The organism is Histidinibacterium aquaticum, from assembly GCF_008710275.1.
Taxonomy (GTDB): Bacteria; Pseudomonadota; Alphaproteobacteria; order Rhodobacterales; family Rhodobacteraceae; genus Oceanicola; species Oceanicola aquaticus.
The window spans coordinates 78,501-95,609 of the sequence record NZ_VYQE01000003.1; the positions used below are offsets into that span (position 1 = coordinate 78,501).

Annotated in this window: 13 protein-coding genes; all 13 read right to left on the bottom strand. The window is 68.1% G+C overall.

Going from position 1 to position 17,109, the window contains the following annotated elements; all coding sequences use genetic code 11:
* Positions 1-2: 2 nt before the first annotated feature.
* Positions 3-2,213 (bottom strand): 1,4-alpha-glucan branching protein GlgB, encoded by a 2,211-nt coding sequence (gene glgB / locus F3S47_RS09950; protein WP_191090148.1) that lies wholly within the window; start codon positions 2,211-2,213, stop codon positions 3-5.
* Positions 2,210-5,512, bottom strand: a complete 3,303-nt coding sequence (gene treS / locus F3S47_RS09955; RefSeq protein WP_150445122.1) for a maltose alpha-D-glucosyltransferase — start codon at positions 5,510-5,512, stop codon at positions 2,210-2,212. The genes glgB and treS overlap by 4 nt, the downstream gene beginning before the upstream one ends.
* Positions 5,509-7,476 (bottom strand): alpha-1,4-glucan--maltose-1-phosphate maltosyltransferase, encoded by a 1,968-nt coding sequence (locus F3S47_RS09960; RefSeq protein ID WP_150445123.1) that lies wholly within the window; start codon positions 7,474-7,476, stop codon positions 5,509-5,511. Before F3S47_RS09960 ends, treS begins: the two co-directional genes overlap by 4 nt.
* Before the next feature lie 170 nt (positions 7,477-7,646).
* Complete coding sequence (gene pobA, locus F3S47_RS09965) at positions 7,647-8,819, bottom strand: 4-hydroxybenzoate 3-monooxygenase (protein WP_150445124.1); 1,173 nt, start codon at positions 8,817-8,819, stop codon at positions 7,647-7,649.
* The gene (locus F3S47_RS09970; RefSeq protein WP_150445125.1) at positions 8,816-10,126 is read right to left on the bottom strand and encodes a lyase family protein; all 1,311 of its coding nucleotides are present in this window, start codon (positions 10,124-10,126) and stop codon (positions 8,816-8,818) included. The genes pobA and F3S47_RS09970 overlap by 4 nt, the downstream gene beginning before the upstream one ends.
* A 10-nt stretch (positions 10,127-10,136) precedes the next feature.
* Positions 10,137-10,742 carry a protocatechuate 3,4-dioxygenase subunit alpha gene (pcaG, locus tag F3S47_RS09975; RefSeq protein ID WP_150445126.1) on the bottom strand — a complete coding sequence of 202 codons (606 nt, stop codon included), beginning with the start codon at positions 10,740-10,742 and terminating at the stop codon, positions 10,137-10,139.
* Position 10,743: 1 nt separating this feature from the next.
* Positions 10,744-11,472: a protocatechuate 3,4-dioxygenase subunit beta gene (pcaH, locus tag F3S47_RS09980; protein WP_150445127.1), complete on the bottom strand. Its 729-nt coding sequence runs from the start codon at positions 11,470-11,472 to the stop codon at positions 10,744-10,746.
* Positions 11,465-11,848, bottom strand: coding sequence for a 4-carboxymuconolactone decarboxylase (gene pcaC, locus F3S47_RS09985; RefSeq protein ID WP_150445128.1), 384 nt, complete (start codon positions 11,846-11,848; stop codon positions 11,465-11,467). The genes pcaH and pcaC overlap by 8 nt, the downstream gene beginning before the upstream one ends.
* 21 nt (positions 11,849-11,869) lie before the next feature.
* Positions 11,870-12,718 (bottom strand): formyltetrahydrofolate deformylase, encoded by an 849-nt coding sequence (purU, locus tag F3S47_RS09990; protein WP_150445129.1) that lies wholly within the window; start codon positions 12,716-12,718, stop codon positions 11,870-11,872.
* Between the two features lie 53 nt (positions 12,719-12,771).
* The gene (locus F3S47_RS09995; protein WP_150445130.1) at positions 12,772-14,076 is read right to left on the bottom strand and encodes a TRAP transporter large permease; all 1,305 of its coding nucleotides are present in this window, start codon (positions 14,074-14,076) and stop codon (positions 12,772-12,774) included.
* A complete protein-coding gene (locus F3S47_RS10000; RefSeq protein WP_150445131.1) occupies positions 14,073-14,591 on the bottom strand; it encodes a TRAP transporter small permease in 519 nt (172 codons plus the stop codon). Before F3S47_RS10000 ends, F3S47_RS09995 begins: the two co-directional genes overlap by 4 nt.
* A 2-nt stretch (positions 14,592-14,593) precedes the next feature.
* Positions 14,594-15,589 (bottom strand): TRAP transporter substrate-binding protein, encoded by a 996-nt coding sequence (locus F3S47_RS10005; RefSeq protein ID WP_223877785.1) that lies wholly within the window; start codon positions 15,587-15,589, stop codon positions 14,594-14,596.
* An 87-nt stretch (positions 15,590-15,676) separates the two neighbouring features.
* A complete protein-coding gene (gene ligM, locus F3S47_RS10010) occupies positions 15,677-17,089 on the bottom strand; it encodes a vanillate/3-O-methylgallate O-demethylase (RefSeq protein WP_150445132.1) in 1,413 nt (470 codons plus the stop codon).
* Positions 17,090-17,109 lie beyond the last annotated feature (20 nt).

Consider the following 17,109-nt stretch of genomic DNA (forward strand, 5'->3'; position numbering starts at 1 on the left):
TGTTACTCCGGGGTGAGGAAAATCGTGGCGAGTGGCGGCAGGGTCAGCGACAGCGCGGCCGGCTGACCATGAAGCCCCTCCTCCAATGCACGAAGCGTGCCTCCGTTCCCGGTTCCTGAACCGCCGTACGCCGCGGCATCCGTGTTGAGCCTCTCGCGCCAGGTGCCGCCCTGCGGAACGCCGATGCGGTAGCCCTCGCGCACGACGGGGGCCATGTTCGAGACGACGACCACCGGCGTATCCCCCTCCTCTCCCTTACGGAGGAAGGAGAAGACGTTGTTCTCGGTGTCGCCGCCCTCGATCCAGTCGAAGCCTTCCGGCGCGCAATCGAGGCGGTGCAGTCCCGGCTCGGCCCGGTAGAAGCCGTTGAGATCGCGCACGAGCTTGCGCAGGCCGTCGTGGTGCGGATCGTCCAGCAGGTGCCAGTCGAGCGACTGGTCGTGGTTCCATTCCCGCTCCTGGCCGAACTCGCCGCCCATGAAGAGCAGCTTCTTGCCCGGGTGGCCCCACATGAAGCCGTAGTAGGCGCGCAGGTTCGCGAACTTCTGCCAGCGGTCGCCGGGCATCTTGTTCAGCATCGAGCCCTTGCCGTGCACCACCTCGTCGTGGCTGAGCGGCAGCACGAAGTTCTCGGAGAAGGCGTAGACCAGCCCGAAGGTCATGTGGTGATGGTGGTAGCGCCGGTGGATCGGGTCCTGCGCCATGTAGCTGAGCGTGTCGTGCATCCAGCCCATGTTCCACTTGAAGTCGAAGCCCAGGCCGTCCTCGGAGACCGGCCGGCTCACGCCGGGCCAGGCGGTGCTTTCCTCGGCGATGGTCTGCGCGCCCTGCGCGTAGTCGTGCGAGGCCTGGTTCACCCCCTTGAGGAAGTCGATGGCATCGAGGTTCTCTCGTCCGCCGTAGCGGTTGGGCACCCACTCGCCGTCATTGCGCGAGTAGTCGAGGTAGAGCATCGAGGCCACGGCATCGACCCGCAGGGCGTCGATGTGCAGCTCCTTGAGCCAGTAGATCGCCGAGCTGCGCAGGAAGTTCGCGACCTCCTGCCGCCCGAAATTGTAGATCAGCGTGTTCCAGTCCTTGTGGAAGCCCTGCCGCGGGTCGGCGTGCTCGTAGAGCGCGGTGCCGTCGAACTGGCCGAGGCCGTGGGCGTCGGTCGGGAAGTGCGCCGGCACCCAGTCCACGATGACGCCGATCCCGGCGTTGTGCAGCTTGTCGACCATCCGGGCGAAATCCTCGGGGTCGCCGAAGCGCGAGGTGGGCGCGAAAAGACCCACCGGCTGATAGCCCCAGGAGCCGGAGAAGGGATGCTCGGAGACCGGCAGGAACTCGACGTGGGTGAAGCCCATCTCGCCGACGTAGTCGATCAGTTGGTCCGCGAGATCCGCGTAGTTCAGCATCTCGTTCTCGAGGGTCCGGCGCCAGCTTCCGAGGTGGACCTCGTAGATCGAGATCGGCTCCTTGCGCTGGTCGGTCGCGCGGGCCTCGATCCAGCCGTCGTCGGTCCACTCATGGCGCGGCATGCCGTGCACGATGGAGGCCGTCTCCGGCGGGTTCTGGGCGTAGAAGCCGACCGGGTCGGCCTTGAGCGGCTGCAGGTGCCCGTAGGCGCCGACGATCTCGTACTTGTAGGTCTCGCCCGGGCCGATCCCGGGCAGGAAGATCTCCCAGACACCGGTCGCGCCGCGGCGGCGCATTGGATGGCGGCGACCGTCCCAGGCGTTGAAGTGGCCGACGACCGAGACCCGCCGGGCATTGGGCGCCCAGACGGCGAAGCTCGTGCCCTCGACGCCCTCGTGGGTGACGGGATGCGCGCCGAGGCGGCGGTAGAGCTCCTCGTGCCGCCCCTCGCCCAGCAGGTATTCGTCGAGTTCGCCCATCACCGGGCCGAAGGCATAGGGGTCGCGCAGTTCCCACTCGTGCCCGGCCGCGTTGCGCAGCTTGAGCCGGTAGTCGAAACGCTTGCGCTTGCGGGCCATTGTGCCGTGGAAGAAGCCCTCCGGGTCGATCCGCTCCAGCGGTGCCACGCTCTTGCCCTTGGCGTCGAGCACCTCGACCTCGGTGGCGTCCGGCGCGAAGACGTTGACGGTGACGGGTCCCTTCCCCTCGGGCTGGTGCATGCCGAGATGGCGGAACGGGTCGCCGGTCTGGCCGCGCAGGATCGCCTCGATCTCGGCGGCCGGCGGTGCGGTCTCGGGATAGGTCGTGGCCGTCACTGGGTATCTCCCGTGTCTTCGATGAGTGCCAAGAGGCCGCGCAGCGGGATGTCGATCCAGTCGGGACGCATCGCCATCTCGTAGCCGATCTCGTAGGCGGCCTTCTGGATGAGGAAGAGGTCGAGCAGAGCCTGCTCGAACTCCGCGTCGGAGGGATGGACCTCGGCGCCCGCCATGGTCTCGCGGTAGGCATCGAGGAAGGCGCCCTGGGTGACCTGTCGCCAGCCCTCGACGCCGGCGAAGGTGCGTTCGGCGTCGGCGCCGAGCTCCAGCCGGCGGCGGACGGTGGACCAGAGCGCGTAGTCGAAGCTGCGCAGCATCCCCGCCACGTCGCGGAGCGGCGAGGTCTTGGCCTGGCGTTCGGCGAGGGAGCGGGTGGGCTCTCCCTCGAAGTCGATGATCATCACGTCTGTCTGCACCACGAGGACCTGGCCCAGGTGGTAGTCGCCGTGGATCCGGCTCTGCCCGCCGGAGGGCGACAGCCGCGTCACGCGGTCGATCCGCTCGGTCAGGTCCGCGCGCCGGTCCAGCAGCGCCTCGGCGAGCGCCCTGGGCCCGTCCTCCAGCGCGCTCACGCGGGAGGAGAGACGGTCGAGAACCGAGGAGACCTCGGATTTCACCTCTTCGGCCAGCGTCGCGAGGTCGTCCTCGTTCAGCGGTTCGAGCCCGAAGGCGCCGCCGCTCTCGCCGCTGGCGAGCGCGCGGTGCAACTCGGCGGTCCGGCGGCCGAGAACCGCGCCGAGGTCGAGCGGACCGCCCATGACGACCTCCTCGTCCTCGGTGTAGGTCTCCGGGTCGGTGGTCTCGGCCCGCTCCATGTCGCGGTCGAGCGCCTCGGTGACATAGGTCCAGGCGTCGCCCTGGTTGCGGACGAACTCCGACGCCGCGGCGAGCGTCGTGACCTCTCCCTCGGCATCGACCCAGTCGACCGTGCCCAGCAGCGGCGGCGTCGCCTCGAAGTCGGTCTCTTCCGTCAGGAAGCGCGCGACCTCGATATCGGGCTGAACGCCGGTCTGCAGGCGGCGGTAGAGCTTGAGGATCACCTTGTCGGAGAAGGCGATGGAGGCGTTGGACTGCTCGGCCGAGAGCAGGCGCGGGTCGCCCGCGTCCTCGGCGGCGGCGTCGAGCCGGTCGGTACGGTCGAAGACCACCCTGCCCTCGTCGCCGGCGTCCAGCGTGCGGCCCTCCTTGAGTGCCTCCAGCATCCGGTTGGCCATGTCCTCGTCGACGGCGCCGTCGACGATGGCGCCCACCTGGTTGGCGCGGCGCAGCTTGGCGAGCGTCGCGGGCAGGCGCGGACCGAGGGTGAGGTTGTCCTCGCCCCAGACGGCGGAGAGCGGCAGGAAGTAGCGCTGCTCGGTGCCGCCCACGGTCACATCGACGACAGAGAGCATGTGGCGGCCATCGATCTCGGCCAGCTGGCGCAGGGCCACGCTGTCGATCCGGCCCTCCTTGGCGGCGAACCAGCGCTGCAGCGGCAGGTAGTCGCGCAGGGTCTGGCGCCGGAAGTCGGCGGAGGTGGCATCGGTCAGCGCGCTGGAGATCGTCCCCGTGCGCGTGGTGAGGGTCACGAGATCAGGCAGCATCTGGGTATAGGGGGTATGCCATGAGGGGGCCTCGTCCTCGTCCGCCAGCAGGAACCAGTAGAAGCCGTAGGCGGGCAGCGTCAGCAGGTAGGGCAACTCGCCCACCGGCGGGAAGGGCGACTGGCCGGTGAGCTCCACCGGCACGCGTCCCTCGAAGGCGGAAAGGTCGATCTCGGCCGCCTGCGCCTGGCGCGAGAGGTTGGCCACGCAGAGTACCGCCTCGTCGCCGTGGCGGCGGATGTAGGCGAGCACCTTGCGGTTCTTCGGATAAAGCAGGTCGATCTCGCCGCGGCCGAAGAGGTCGTGCCGCTGGCGCACGGCGATCATGCGCTTCATCCAGTTCAGCAGCGAGCTCGGCGAATGCTGCTGCGCCTCGACGTTGATCGCCTCGTAGCCGTGCACGGGATCCTGCACGGTGGGCAGGTAGAGCTGCTGCGGGTTGGCGCGGGAGAAGCCCGCGTTGCGGTCGGCGGACCACTGCATCGGCGTGCGCACGCCGTCGCGGTCCCCGAGGTAGTAGTTATCGCCCATGCCGATCTCGTCGCCGTAATAGATCACCGGCGTGCCGGGCATGGAAAAGAGAAGCGAGTTCAGCAGTTCGATCTTGCGCCGGTCGTTCTGCAGCAGCGGCGCGAGGCGGCGGCGGATGCCCATGTTGATCCGGGCGCGCTTGTCCGAGGCGTAGGTCTCCCAGAGGTAGTCGCGCTCGCGGTCCGTCACCATCTCGAGCGTGAGCTCGTCGTGGTTGCGCAGGAAGATCGCCCACTGGCTGTTTTCCGGGATCGCGGGCGTCTGCCGGATGATGTCGGTGATCGGGTAGCGGTCCTCCTGCGCCACGGCCATGTACATCCGCGGCATCAGCGGGAAGTGGAAGCCCATGTGGCACTCGTCGCCCTCGCCGAAGTAGGGGCGCGTGTCCTCGGGCCACTGGTTGGCCTCCGCGAGCAGCATCTTGCCCTCGAAGTGCTGGTCGAGGTCGGCGCGGATCGCCTTGAGGACGTCGTGGGTCTCGGGAAGGTTCTCGTTGTTGGTGCCGTCGCGCTCCACCAAGTAGGGGATCGCGTCGAGCCGCAGGCCGTCCACGCCCTTCTCAAGCCAGAAGTGCATGACGTCGAGCACCTGCCGCAGGACCTCGGGGTTGTCGAAGTTGAGGTCCGGCTGGTGATCGAAGAAGCGGTGCCAGTAGAACTGCTCGGCCACCGGATCCCAGGACCAGTTGCTGTCGTGGGTGTCGTTGAAGATGACCCGCGTCTTGTCCATCCACTTGGTCGGGTCGTCGGACCAGACGTAGAAGTCCCGCTCGGGCGAGTCCTTGGGGGCGTTGCGGGCGCGCTGGAACCACTCGTGCTGGTCGCTCGTGTGATTGATGACCAGCTCGGTGATGACCTTGAGCCCGCGGCGGTGGGCCTCGTCCACGAAGCCCTGGAAATCCTCCATCGTGCCGTAGGAGGAGTTGATCTCCTTGTACTCGGCGATGTCGTAGCCGTCGTCGCGCAGGGGCGACGGATAGAACGGCAGCAGCCAGACCGCCGTCGCGCCCAGCTCCTGCACGTGATCGAGCCGCTGCATGAGGCCCGCGAAGTCGCCCACGCCGTCGCCGTTGCTGTCCTGGAAGGCCTTGACGTGGATCTGGTAGATCACCGCGTCCTTGTACCAGTCAGGCGCCTCGGCGACGGGATCGGGGCTGAGGAGGTCCTTGTCCACGATGCTCATTGCGCGCCTCCCGGCGGGTGCAGCTTCCAGATCGCGTAGGGTCGCTCCTGCGGGTCGAGCATCAGGGTATGGTCCTTGCCGTGCCAGGTGAAACGGTTGCCGTGGATCGCGTCCTCGACCTCGATGGAGCCGAGGTCGGGCAGGCCGAACTCCCAGAGCGGGACCTCGAAGCCGAACTCGGCGCCGCCGAAGGGGTCCACGAGAACGTGGAAGAGCAGGTAGTTGCGGCTCTTCTCGTCGAAGCGGCCGTAGTAGAGGACGCGGTCGTCGTGGGCGGGGAAGAACTTGAGGTTGAGGAAGTCCTTCATTGCCGGGTTCTCGGCGCGCAGGCGGTTGATCAGGCGGATGTCGTCCTTGATGTGCCCCGGCGCGTCGAAGTCGCGGTGGCGCAGCTCGTACTTCTCGGAGTCGAGATACTCCTCCTTGCCCGGCAGCGCCTCGGACTCGCAGAGCTCGAAGCCCGAATACATCCCGTAATTGCCCGAGAGCGAGGCCGCCATGAGCAGCCTCGTGCGGAAGCCTGGGCGTCCGGAATACTGCAGGAAGACCGGATTGATGTCGGGCGTGTTCACGAAGAAATTCGGCCGCATGTAGTGGCGGCACTCCTCCGTCGTCAGCTCGGTGAGATACTCCTGCAGCTCGGGGCCGGTATTGCGCCAGGTGTAGTAGGTGTAGCTCTGGTTGAAGCCCACCTTGGCGAGCCGCTTCATCACCTTGGGCCGGGTGAAGGCCTCGGACAGGAAGATCGCCTCGGGGCAGGTCCGGCGGACCTCGGCGATGATCCATTCCCAGAAGGGGAAGGGCTTGGTGTGGGGGTTGTCCACACGGAAGATCGTGACCCCGTGCCCGATCCAGAACAGGAAGAGGTCGCGGATCGCCTCCCAGAAGGGCGCGTTCGGACTGCCGTCCTCCATGTAGTAGCGGAAGTTGACGATATCCTCGTACTTCTTCGGCGGGTTCTCGGCGTACTTGATGGTGCCGTCGGGCCGCCGCTCGAACCAGTCGGGGTGCTCCTTGATCCAGGGGTGATCCGGCGAGGCGTTCAGCGCGATGTCGAGCGCGATCTCGAGGCCCTTCCTGCCCGCCGCCTCGACCAGCGCGTCGAAGTCCTCGAGCGTGCCGAGGTCGGGGTGCACGGCGTCCATGCCGCCCTCGGGGGAGCCGATGGCATAGGGGGAGCCCACGTCTCCCTGCTCGGCCGTCAGGGTGTTGTTCTTGCCCTTGCGGTTGGTCGTGCCGATCGGGTGGATCGGCGTGAAGTAGAGCACGTCGAAGCCCAGGTCGCGCACGTAGTCGAGCCGGTCGATCACGTCCCGGAAGGTGCCGTGAACGCCGGGCGCGCCCGTGGAGCGGGGAAAGAGCTCGTACCAGGCCGAGAAGGCGGCGCGCTCGCGGTCGACCCAGACCGGCTTCTCGGTCGTGCGGGTGAGATTGGCGCGGGGTCCGATCCGGCCCATGAGCTCCAAGGTTTCGCCGGAGAGCAGCGCCTCGGCGTCGCCGGACTTCGCGGCCTTGTCGAGGGCCTTCTTCACCGAGCTCTGGCCGCGCGGGGCCTTGGCCTGGGCGATGATCCCCCTGGCCTCTTCCAGTTCGACCGAGACGTCCTGGCCCGCGTCGATCTTCTTGCGGGTGTCGCGCGCCCAGGTGCCCCAGAGGTCGCGCCAGGCAGAGATCGTGAAATGCGCGGAACCGACCTGCGGAAAGGTGACCTCCGCCGACCAGATGTCGTTGAGTTCCTTGGTCATCGGGACCTCTGTCCCGTCGGGCAGCTCCACCGCGGCGGCGATGACCTCGTGCCCGTCGCCGAAAATCTCCGCGGTGATGGTCATCGGCCATCCCGCGACGGTCTTTGCAGCGAACCGGCCCCCGTCGATCTCCGGATCAACGGTCTGGATTGCGATCCTGCACGCGGCGAGTTCCCCGAGAGATGCCCCGGCTGCTGCGCGGCCCTTGTTTGCCGGCATGCCTGTCTCCGTTCCACTAATTCTCTGGCGGCGCCGGCGCGGGCGCTCACCGTCCCTTGATAACACAATGCCTAGCCCTGTCGGCGGTTCCGGCAAGGCGGCGGGTCCGGGGTGAGGTAGAGGAGTGCCTGATTTGGCGGCGGCTGCCCGATGCGCGGGCGACCCGCCGGTCAGAACGGCAGGCCGACGTAATTTTCGGCGAGGTCGCGGCGCGCCGTCTCGGAACCGGTCAGGCGGTCGAACTCGGCTTTCTGCATACGCCGTCCGAAGTCGTCGATCTCGGGGAAGACGTGGAGCATCGAGGTCATCCACCAGGAGAAACGCTCGGTCTTCCAGACGCGGGCAAGCGCCGTCCCGGAGTAGCTGTCGATGCCCTCGGAGGTGCCCTCGTTGAAGAACCGGGTCAGCGCACGGTGCAGGTAGTGCACGTCAGAGACCGCGAGGTTCAGTCCCTTGGCACCGGTGGGCGGAACGATGTGCGCCGCGTCCCCGGCGAGGAAGAGCGAGCCGTGGCGCATGGGTTCGGTCACGAAGGAGCGGAGCGGCGCGATGGACATCTCCAGCACCTCTCCTTCCGTTTGCAGGCCGGCGGCCACATCGGACGGCAGGCGGGACTTCAGTTCCTCCCAGAACCGCTCGGCCGGCCAGTCCTCGACCTTCTCGGTCATCGGCACCTGCACGTAGTAGCGGCTGACCTCCTCCGACCGCATGGAGCAGAGAGCGAGGCCCTGCTCGTGGGTCGCGTAGATCAGCTCGTGCGCGGCGGGCGGAGTGCGGGAAAGAAGGCCCAGCCAGCCGAAGGGGTAATCGCGGGTGAAGTCGCGCCTGTGGCTCTCCGGGATCGCCTTCCGGGCGGGACCGTGGAAGCCGTCGCAGCCCGCGACGAAGCGGCAGTCGAGCCGGTGTTCCTTTCCGTCCTTCTCGTAGACGACGGTGGGGGCGTCGGTGTCGATGCCCTCGATCCGCTTCACCTCCGCCTCGTCGATCACCGCCCCGCCCCGCGCCTCGCGGGCGGCATAGAGGTCGCGGGTGACCTCGGTCTGACCGTAGACGGTCACGGGTTTGCCGGTGAGGCCGGTGAGGTCGAGCCGCAGGCGCTCGTCGAACCAGCTGATCTCGAAGCCGTCGTGCGGGAGCCCCTCGCGCGCGAGCCTGTCGCCCACGCCCGCCTCGGTAAGAACGCGGACCGTGCCCGCCTCCAGCACCCCGGCGCGGATGCGGCCGAGGACGTAGTCCTTCGAGCGGCGTTCGAGCACGACGCTCTCGATGCCCTCGAGGTCGAGCAATTGCGAGAGCAGCAGTCCGGCGGGGCCTCCGCCGATGATCGCGACTTGCGTCTTCATGGGGTCTCCTGCGGATCGGCGGCGAAGGCGCGCGCCTGGGCGGGGGCCTCGCCGGCGGCGGTAAGCGGGTCCGTGACGCGGTCCCAGTCGATCTCCGGGTGCTCTGCCCGGAGATGCGCGAGGGGGTCCTCGGCGGCCAGCGCACGCTTGACCTCCTTGGTGGCGTCGGGGCGCGGCATGGTGGCCGCGAGGGCAAAGGTCGCGGCCTCGGAATAGGGGCCGAAGCCCACGGCGGCGAGGTTCGCGCGCATCTGGTCGGGGTTGGTCCTGAGGTCGGCCAGCAGGCCCGCGACATGCCCGCTCGCGGCATCCGTCGCGCCGAGTAGCGGCGCGAGGCTGAGCCATTCGAGCCCGAGCGCCGCGCCGTCGCGCTGGAGCGGATGGACGGCGGCGCGTTGCATGTCGGCGGCGAGGCTCACCGCGTGGCGCGCGAGGCTCTGGGCAGCCTCGGCACGGACGGGGTTGGCCTTGTGCGGCATGGTGGACGAACCGCCCCCAGCCACGGTGATCTCGCCCACGTCCGTCCCGGCGTGAAAGGCGATGTCGGCAACGATGTGGCCGAGGCTCGTGGCGGCGCCTGCAAGGGCCGTGGCGAAGGCGGAGAGGTCCTCTCTCCGGCTGTGCCAGGGGAGGCCGTCCGTCGCGAGTCCAAGGCGGGTTGCGAGGGCGTTCCGCAGCGCGGGTCCCTTGTCGCCGAATGCCGCGCCGGTGCCCGCCGCGCCGTGCAGCGAGAGGCGCGCCATCTGGCTCGCCTCCCGGGCCAGCCGGGCGCGGGCGCTGGCGAGCCCCCTGCCCCAGACCGCCGCCACCGCGCCGAAGGTCGTGGGCAGCGCGATCTGCGTCCGGGTGCGCGCGGGCATGACCGTCTCGGCCTCCTGGCCCGCGAGCTCGGCGAGGCGCGCCAGGATCGCGGCCAGTCCGGCGTCGAGCGTCTCCGCCGCCGCGCGGGCCTGAAGAACCGTCGCGGTGTCGAGGATGTCCTGCGACGTCGCGCCCCAGTGGAGGTACTGGCCGAGGTCGGGCCCAAGCCGCTCGCGCAGGACGCGCACCAACTCGGGCACCGGCAGACCGTCGCGGGCGGTGCCCTCGGCGAGGTCGGCGGGGTCGGGCGCGACCTCGGCGAGGGCCTTGGCGATGCCCGGACCGGCTTCGGCCGGGATCAGCCCGACCTCGGCGCAGGCCTCTGCCAGGGCAGCCTCGACCCGCACCATGGCGGCGAGCAGGGCGCTGTCCCCCATCAGCGCATCGGCTCCGGCGCTACCCAGAAGGCCGCGCCAGAGGGCGCTGTCGAGGGGAGAGAGCGCCATGCCGCCTCCCTCAGAGATCGAGGAAGACGGTTTCGCCCTCGCCCTGCAGGCGGATGTCGAAGCGGTAGGCTCCGTCCCCCGTTTTCTTGGCGAGGAGCGTCTCGACGCGCGGACGCTGCTCGATCCGCATCAGGACGGGGTCGGCCGCGTTCGCCTCTTCCTCGTCCTCGAAGTAGATGCGGGTCATCAGGCCGATGTTGATGCCGCGCGCAACGATCCAGAGCGCGATATGCGGCGCCTGCACCCGTCCGTCGGGCAGCTTCACCGTGCCCGGCTTGATCGTGGAGAGCGTCCAGAGGCCGGTCTCGGCATGGGCGCCGAAGCGGCAGAAGCCGGGGACGCCCGGGTCGGCGCCCTCCTGCCCGGCGTAGAGGCCCTCGGCATCGGCCTGCCAGCTCTCGATCATCGCGTCGCGCAGGACCCAGCCGGTGCCGTCGGAGACGGTGCCGGTGATCTCGATCCGTTCGCCCTTGGCGGCCTCGGTGATCGGGCTGGTGCCGACCTCCTTTTCCACCGAGCCGGGATTGCCGGCATAGGTCGGCATCAGGCCGATGTGGACGTAGGGACCGGCGGTCTGCGAGGGGGTTTCGCGAAGGCGGGTCAGCGGCTGTACCATGTCAGAGGCCCTCCGGCTTGTTCTCGAACATCGTCTGGCGGCGGCCGCGCAGCACGATGTCGAACTTGTAGGTCAGGTAGTCGAGCGGGCGCGACATGGTCATGTCGAGCGGCGCGACGAGGGAGTCGAGCTGGCCGCGGTCCTTCACAGTGTGGAAGATCGGACAGTAGCGCATCAGCGGGTCGCCCTCGAAGTACATCTGGCTGATCAGCCGCTGGCCGAAGCTGTGCCCGAAGATCGAGTAGTGGATATGCGCCGGCCGCCAGTCGTTGCCGCGGTTGGGCCAGGGATAGGCGCCGGGCTTGATCGTCATGAACTGGTAGTAGCCGTTCTCGTCGGTGATCGTCCGGCCGCAGCCGCCGAAGTTCGGGTCGAGCGGCGCGAAGTAGGTGTCCTTGTGGTGGCGGTAGCGCCCGCCCGCGTTGGCCTGCCAGACCTCGACAAGCGTATGCGGCACGGGCTTGCCCAGTTCGTCGAGGACATGGCCGTGCACGAGGATCCGCTCGCCGACCGCCGGGGCCTCGCCCTTGGTCCAGTTGAGGATCAGGTTGTTGTCCAGCGGCCCGAGCTGGTCGTGGCCGAAGGTCGGGCCCCACTCCTCGGTCGGGGTCGATTCCATCGACAGCAGCGCCTGGTTCGGCGAGCGCAGGACCGAGGTCTTGTAGCCAGGGTCGTAGGGGTCGGGATGCGCCGTGCGATCCCGTGGGATGAGACGTCCCGCGTCAGTCATCTTCGGTCTCCATTTCCTTCAGTGTCGCCTTGACGAGCTTGAGCGCGTGGTTCGCGCGGGGCACGCCCGCGTAGATCGCCACGTGCTGCAGCGCTTCCGCGATGTCCTGCGGGCTCGCGCCGGTGCGGCGGGTGGCCCGGACGTGCATCGGGATCTCGTCGAAATTTCCGAGCGCCGCGAGCAGCGCGAGCGTGAGCATCGACCGCTCCCGGTCGCTGATGCCGTCCGAGGACCAGACGGTGCCCCAGGCGCCCTCGGTGATGAGCTGCTGGAAGGCGAGGTCGAGCTCTTCCTTCTGCGCCTCCGCGCGGTCGACATGGGCGTCGCCGAGAATGCGGCGCCGCGTCTTCATGCCCTCGTCGTATCTCTCTGTCATGCCCCCTCCCCTCCGGCGCCGTCAGTCCTGGAAGACGACGGTCTTGTGCCGGTTGACGAAGACCCGGTCCTCGAGGAACCAGCCAACCGCCCGGGCGAGGACCCGGCGCTCGATGTCCCGGCCCTTGCGGACGAGGTCCTCGGGGCTGTCGACATGGGTCACCGGCTCCACATCCTGGGCGATGATCGGGCCCTCGTCGAGGTCGGCGGTGACGAAGTGCGCGGTCGCGCCGATCATCTTCACCCCCCGCTCGTAGGCCTGGTGGTAGGGCTTGGCGCCCTTGAAGCCCGGCAGGAAGGAGTGGTGGATGTTGATGCACCGCCCCGAGAGCCAGGCCGACATGTCGTCGGAGAGGACCTGCATGTAGCGGGCCAGCACCACGAGGTCGGCGCCGGTCTCCTCGACGATCTCCTTGATGCGGGCCTCCTGGTCGGGCTTCGTCTCGCGCGTGACCGGCAGGTGGTAGTAGGGAATGCCGCGGTCCACCGTGAGCTGCAGCACCTCCTGCGGGTGGTTGGAGACGATGGCGACGGGCTCCATCCCCAGCTCGCCGATCCGCCAGCGGTAGAGCAGGTCGCCCAGGCAGTGGTCGAACTTCGAGACCATGAGCAGCACCTTCTGCCGCTCGCTCGCCGGGCGCAGCTTCCAGTCCATGCCGCGCCGCTGGGCGACCGCGCCGAAGGCGCCGCGCAGGGTCTCGACGTCGGCCTCGGCGTCGAAGGCCACGCGCATGAAGAAGAGGTTGCTCTCGGCGTCGTCGAACTGCTGCGCCTCGGTGATGTTGCCTCCGGCCCCGGCGAGCGCCGAGGCCACGTCGGCCACGATCCCCATGGCGTCGACGCAGGACAGGCTCAGGACGTAGGAGGTCATTGCGCCGCCTCGGGGGTCTTGGGGGAGCGGATGGGCACGGGGCGTCTCCTTTGTCAGTCGAACATTGTGTTTGGCAGGATCAGTGCGATCTGCGGGAAGGCCACGAGCAGCGCGAGGCAGACGAACATGGCGAACCAGAAGGGCAGCACACCGATGAAGATGTCGCCGAGCGGGACCTTCGGGGCCACGGATTTGACGATGAAGACGTTGATCCCCACCGGCGGCGAGATCAGCCCCATCTCGAGCACCAGGACCACGAGCACGCCGAAGAGGATCGGGTCGATGCCGAGCTGCAGGATCACCGGGTAGTAAATCGGCATGGTCAGCACGAGCATGGCGAAGCCTTCGAGGAAGCAGCCGAGCACGAGGTAGCTGAGCAGGATGAGGGCCAGGACGCCGAGCGCGGGGACCTGGATGTTGGTCAGGAACTCGCCCACCGCCGTCGGCACCTGGCTGAGGGCCAGGAAGGGGTTGATGAGGTGGGCCGCGATCAGGATCAGCATGACGGTCGCCGTCGTGACGACCGAGTCCTTGCAGGCCTCCCAGAAGAGCCGGGGCGTGAGCGTCCGCTCGATGAGCGCCGCCACGATGATGAGGCCCGCGCCGACGGCGGCCGCCTCGACGGGCGAGAAGATGCCGCCGTAGATGCCGCCGATGGTCAGCAGGATCACCGCGATGATCGGGAAGGCGCCCAGCAGCGCCCGGCCCTTTTCCGAGGTCGAGGTGCTCGGGCCCGCGGGGGCGAGCGAGGGCTTGATCATGCACATGATCGTCACGGTCGCCACGAAGAGCGAGAGCAGCAGCAGGCCCGGAAGGACGCCCGCCACGAAGAGCCGTCCGATCGATTCCTGCGCGAGGATGGCGTAGATCACGAAACCCGTGGAGGGCGGGATCAGGATGCCCAGCGTGCCCCCCGCGGCGACCGAGCCGGTGGCGAGCTTGCTGTCGTATCCGAAGCGGTCCATCTCGGCGAGAGAGACCTTGCCCATGGTCAGCGCCGCCGCGACCGAGGAGCCAGAGAGCGCCGCGAAGCCGCCGCAGCCGACGATGGTGGCCGAGGCGAGACCGCCCTTCAGCTGGCCGATGATGGCGTAGGCCGCGTCGTAGAGCCTGCGGCTCATGCCGGTGGCGGCGGCCACGTTGCCCATCAGGATGAAGAGCGGGACGACGACGAGCTCCTGCCGCGAGGCGAGCGTGAAGCTCTCGGAGGCGAGCAGGGATTCCGCCGCGCTCCAGGAATTGAGGATGGCGACTCCGCCGAAGCCCACGACGAACATGGCGATCGCCACGGGGATGCGCAGGACGAGCAGGACGAAGAGGACGAGGATCCCCAGGAAACCGATCAGTTCGCTGCTCATTCGTTGGCACCCTCGGTCCGGAGGGGCTCGGCCCGCTCTCCGGTGACGATGAGTTCGACCACCCGCAGCGCCATGCCGAGCGCCGTGACCACGGAGAAGGCCACGACCGCCCACTGGAACCACCACTTGGGCAGGTCGATGATGTTGGTGCGCAAGTTGAGCATCTGGCTCAGCCCGGCGCTGTCGTAGACCGTCCAGGCGATGCCGGCGAAGACGGCGGCGCCGAAGAGCGCCGAAACGACGTCGGCGGCGTAGTTCAGCCAGTCGGGGAACTTGCGCTCGAAGACGTCGACGGAGACATGCCCGCCGACCCGGTCGCAGAGCGCCATGGCGCCGAAGACCAGGATCGCCATCGACATCGTCGAAAGATCCTGAGCGCCGGTGAGCGGGGCGCCGAAAAAGCGCCCCGTCACGTCGACAAGGATCACCCCCAGCTCGAAGATGAGAGCCACCGCCGCGACCATCGCGGCGATGCGGATCAGCCCGTCCGCGAGTTTCCTGAGGGTGACCAGCATGCTTACATGCCCTCGTCGCCGGTCATCGCGTCATAGACGTCCTGACCGTCGATCTCGGCAACGCGGTTCTCGGTCACCGGCAGGGTGATGTCGCCGAAGGCCGCGATCTCTTCCTCGGTGAGGTCGATGATCGTGTTGTCGCCGGTCTCCTCGATGGCGGTGCGAACCTCGTCGGTCTTCTGCAGCCAGCCCTCTTCGGCGGACTGCGACAGGCTGCGGCCGGAGTTCTCCTCGATGGCCGCCTGCATGTTCTCCGGCAGGCCGTCGAAGCGCTCCTGGTTCATCACGACGTAGAAGGCGATCTGACCCAGCGGCGCGCCGTAGGTGTAGGAGTTCGCCACCTCGTCGAGACGGAAGTCGCCCACGGCGGAGGTGCCGGTGACGATGCCGTCGATCAGGCCGGTCTGCAGGGCGTTGTACATCTCTCCCGCGGGCATCTGGACCGGGATCGCGCCCAGTTCCTCGATGATGTCGCCGGAGACCGAGCCGGACACGCGGATCTTCAGGCCCTCGAGATCGGCGGGGGTGCGGATCTCGTGGTCCTTCATGATGAAGATGTTGGGCTCGGAGGTCCAAAGGGCGAGCGGCTTGGTGCCGGGATACTCGTCCTGCAGCAGGCCCGCATCCCAGGCGTCCCAGATCACCTCGTAGCCGCGGCGCTCGTCGGTGACGACGCCCGGAAGCTCGGCGACCATGGTCTTCGGGAATTGCGAGGAGGTGTAGCCCTGCAGGCCCCAGACGATGTCGGCCACGCCCTGGACGACGCGGACGTACTGCTCGAGCGGGCCGGCGCCCAGCTCGCCGCCGGGGTAGACCTCGACTTCGAGTTCGCCGTCGGTCGCCTCGCCCACGCCCTCGGCGAAGGGCTCGATGGTCGACGCGGTCAGCGTGTGCTGCGGCGGCACCCAGTGGGCGAAGCTCAGCGTTTCGGCGGCGCCGATCTGCGGCGCAACCAGCGCGGCGCCCAGAAGGGTCGCCTTGAGGCTCGTCATCTTCATCTGTGTTCCTCCCTGGAAACAGGTTTCTCCTGGCAGAGGGGCCGGACCACGAGGGCCGGCCCGCTCCTTCTCTTCAGCGGCGGCGCGTTACTCCGCCTTGGTCCGCCAGCTGTCGGCGGCGTAGCTCTCGCGCGCCTCGGTCGAGTACGGCGTCGGCGAGACACGCACCCGGATCTCGGCCTGGTCGTGACGCTCGGCCGAAGTCTTCTGCGTCTCGTCGGGTTCGCCCCACTTCATGGTCAGGACATCGCCCACTTCGACGCTCTGGTCCACCACGCCGAGCGACAGCACGCAGCGCTCGTTGTAGGAATAGCCGTTGAACATGGACATGCCGACCATCTTGTCGCCGTGCATCACCATGTCCGCGGAGGACGAGGCGTAGTTCGGCTGCGGGAAGTCGATCCACTTGTAGGGACGCTCGCGGGTCGGATCGAAGGCCGAGCCGATGACCTTGAGCACGTCCTCGGCGTTCCACTCGAAGGTGACCTTCTTCCGGTTGGAGGGGGCGTCCTTCATCTTCTCGAGGGCCGCCTTGCCGACGAAGTCGTCCTTCTTCCAGCCGATGTAGAAGCCGTAGCCCAGCTCGAAGGGATTGACGTAGTAGTCCTCGATGTTGTCGCTCACGAAGCTGCCGCCGATGGTGCCGTTGGCCTCGTAGCTCTCGGCGCCGAGCCAGTCGCGGTAGTCGGCCAGCATGCCGTCACCGGTGTAGATGCCGGGCAGCGGCGAGGGGATCCAGCCGGATTCCAGCGTGTTCGTGGAATAGGCGCGCGAGCCCACCTGGTGGATCTCGACGCCCACGTCGCGGGCCGCCTGCAGGATCGTGCTCTCGATGTAGTGCTTGTCCGCGTAGGGGCCCCAGATCTCGAGGCCCGGCGCGCCGGCCATGCCGTGGCGCAGCGCCTGCACGCGGCGATTGCCCACGTTGATCCAGTCGACGTGGAAGAACTTGATGTCCGGAACCGGACCGCCGTTGATCTTCTCGAAGATCTTCGGCGCTTCGGGGCCCTGGATCTGGTAGCGGTAGTGGGTGCGCAGGACCCGCTCGCCGTCGGGGCGCGAGGGCGAGCGCGGATCGTGCAGCAGGCGGACCTTCCACTTGCCGATGGCGGCCTGGAACTTGGTCCAGTTGGCGGTGGGCGCGCGGCCCACGAGGATGAACTTGTCCTCGCGCTCGCGGAAGATGATCATGTCGCCGATGACGTGGCCGTTCGGCGTGACCGGAACGAAGTGCTTGGCACGGTTCAGGTCGAAGTTGGAAAAGCCGTTGATGCCGACATGCGCGAGGAAGGCCTCGGCGTCGGGGCCCTCGACGATGAGCTCGTCCATGTGGTGCGACTGGTCGAAGAGCACCGCGCTGTCGCGCCAGGCCTTCTGCTCGTCGCGCCAGTTGGTGAATTCCGGCGCCACGACCGGATAGACATACATGCCGATCCGGCTGTTGCGGAGCATCTCCACCGGGTTGGCATGTTTCGCGATGGCATCGCTGAGGCTGGGCATTTCTCTTCCTCCCAAGGGGT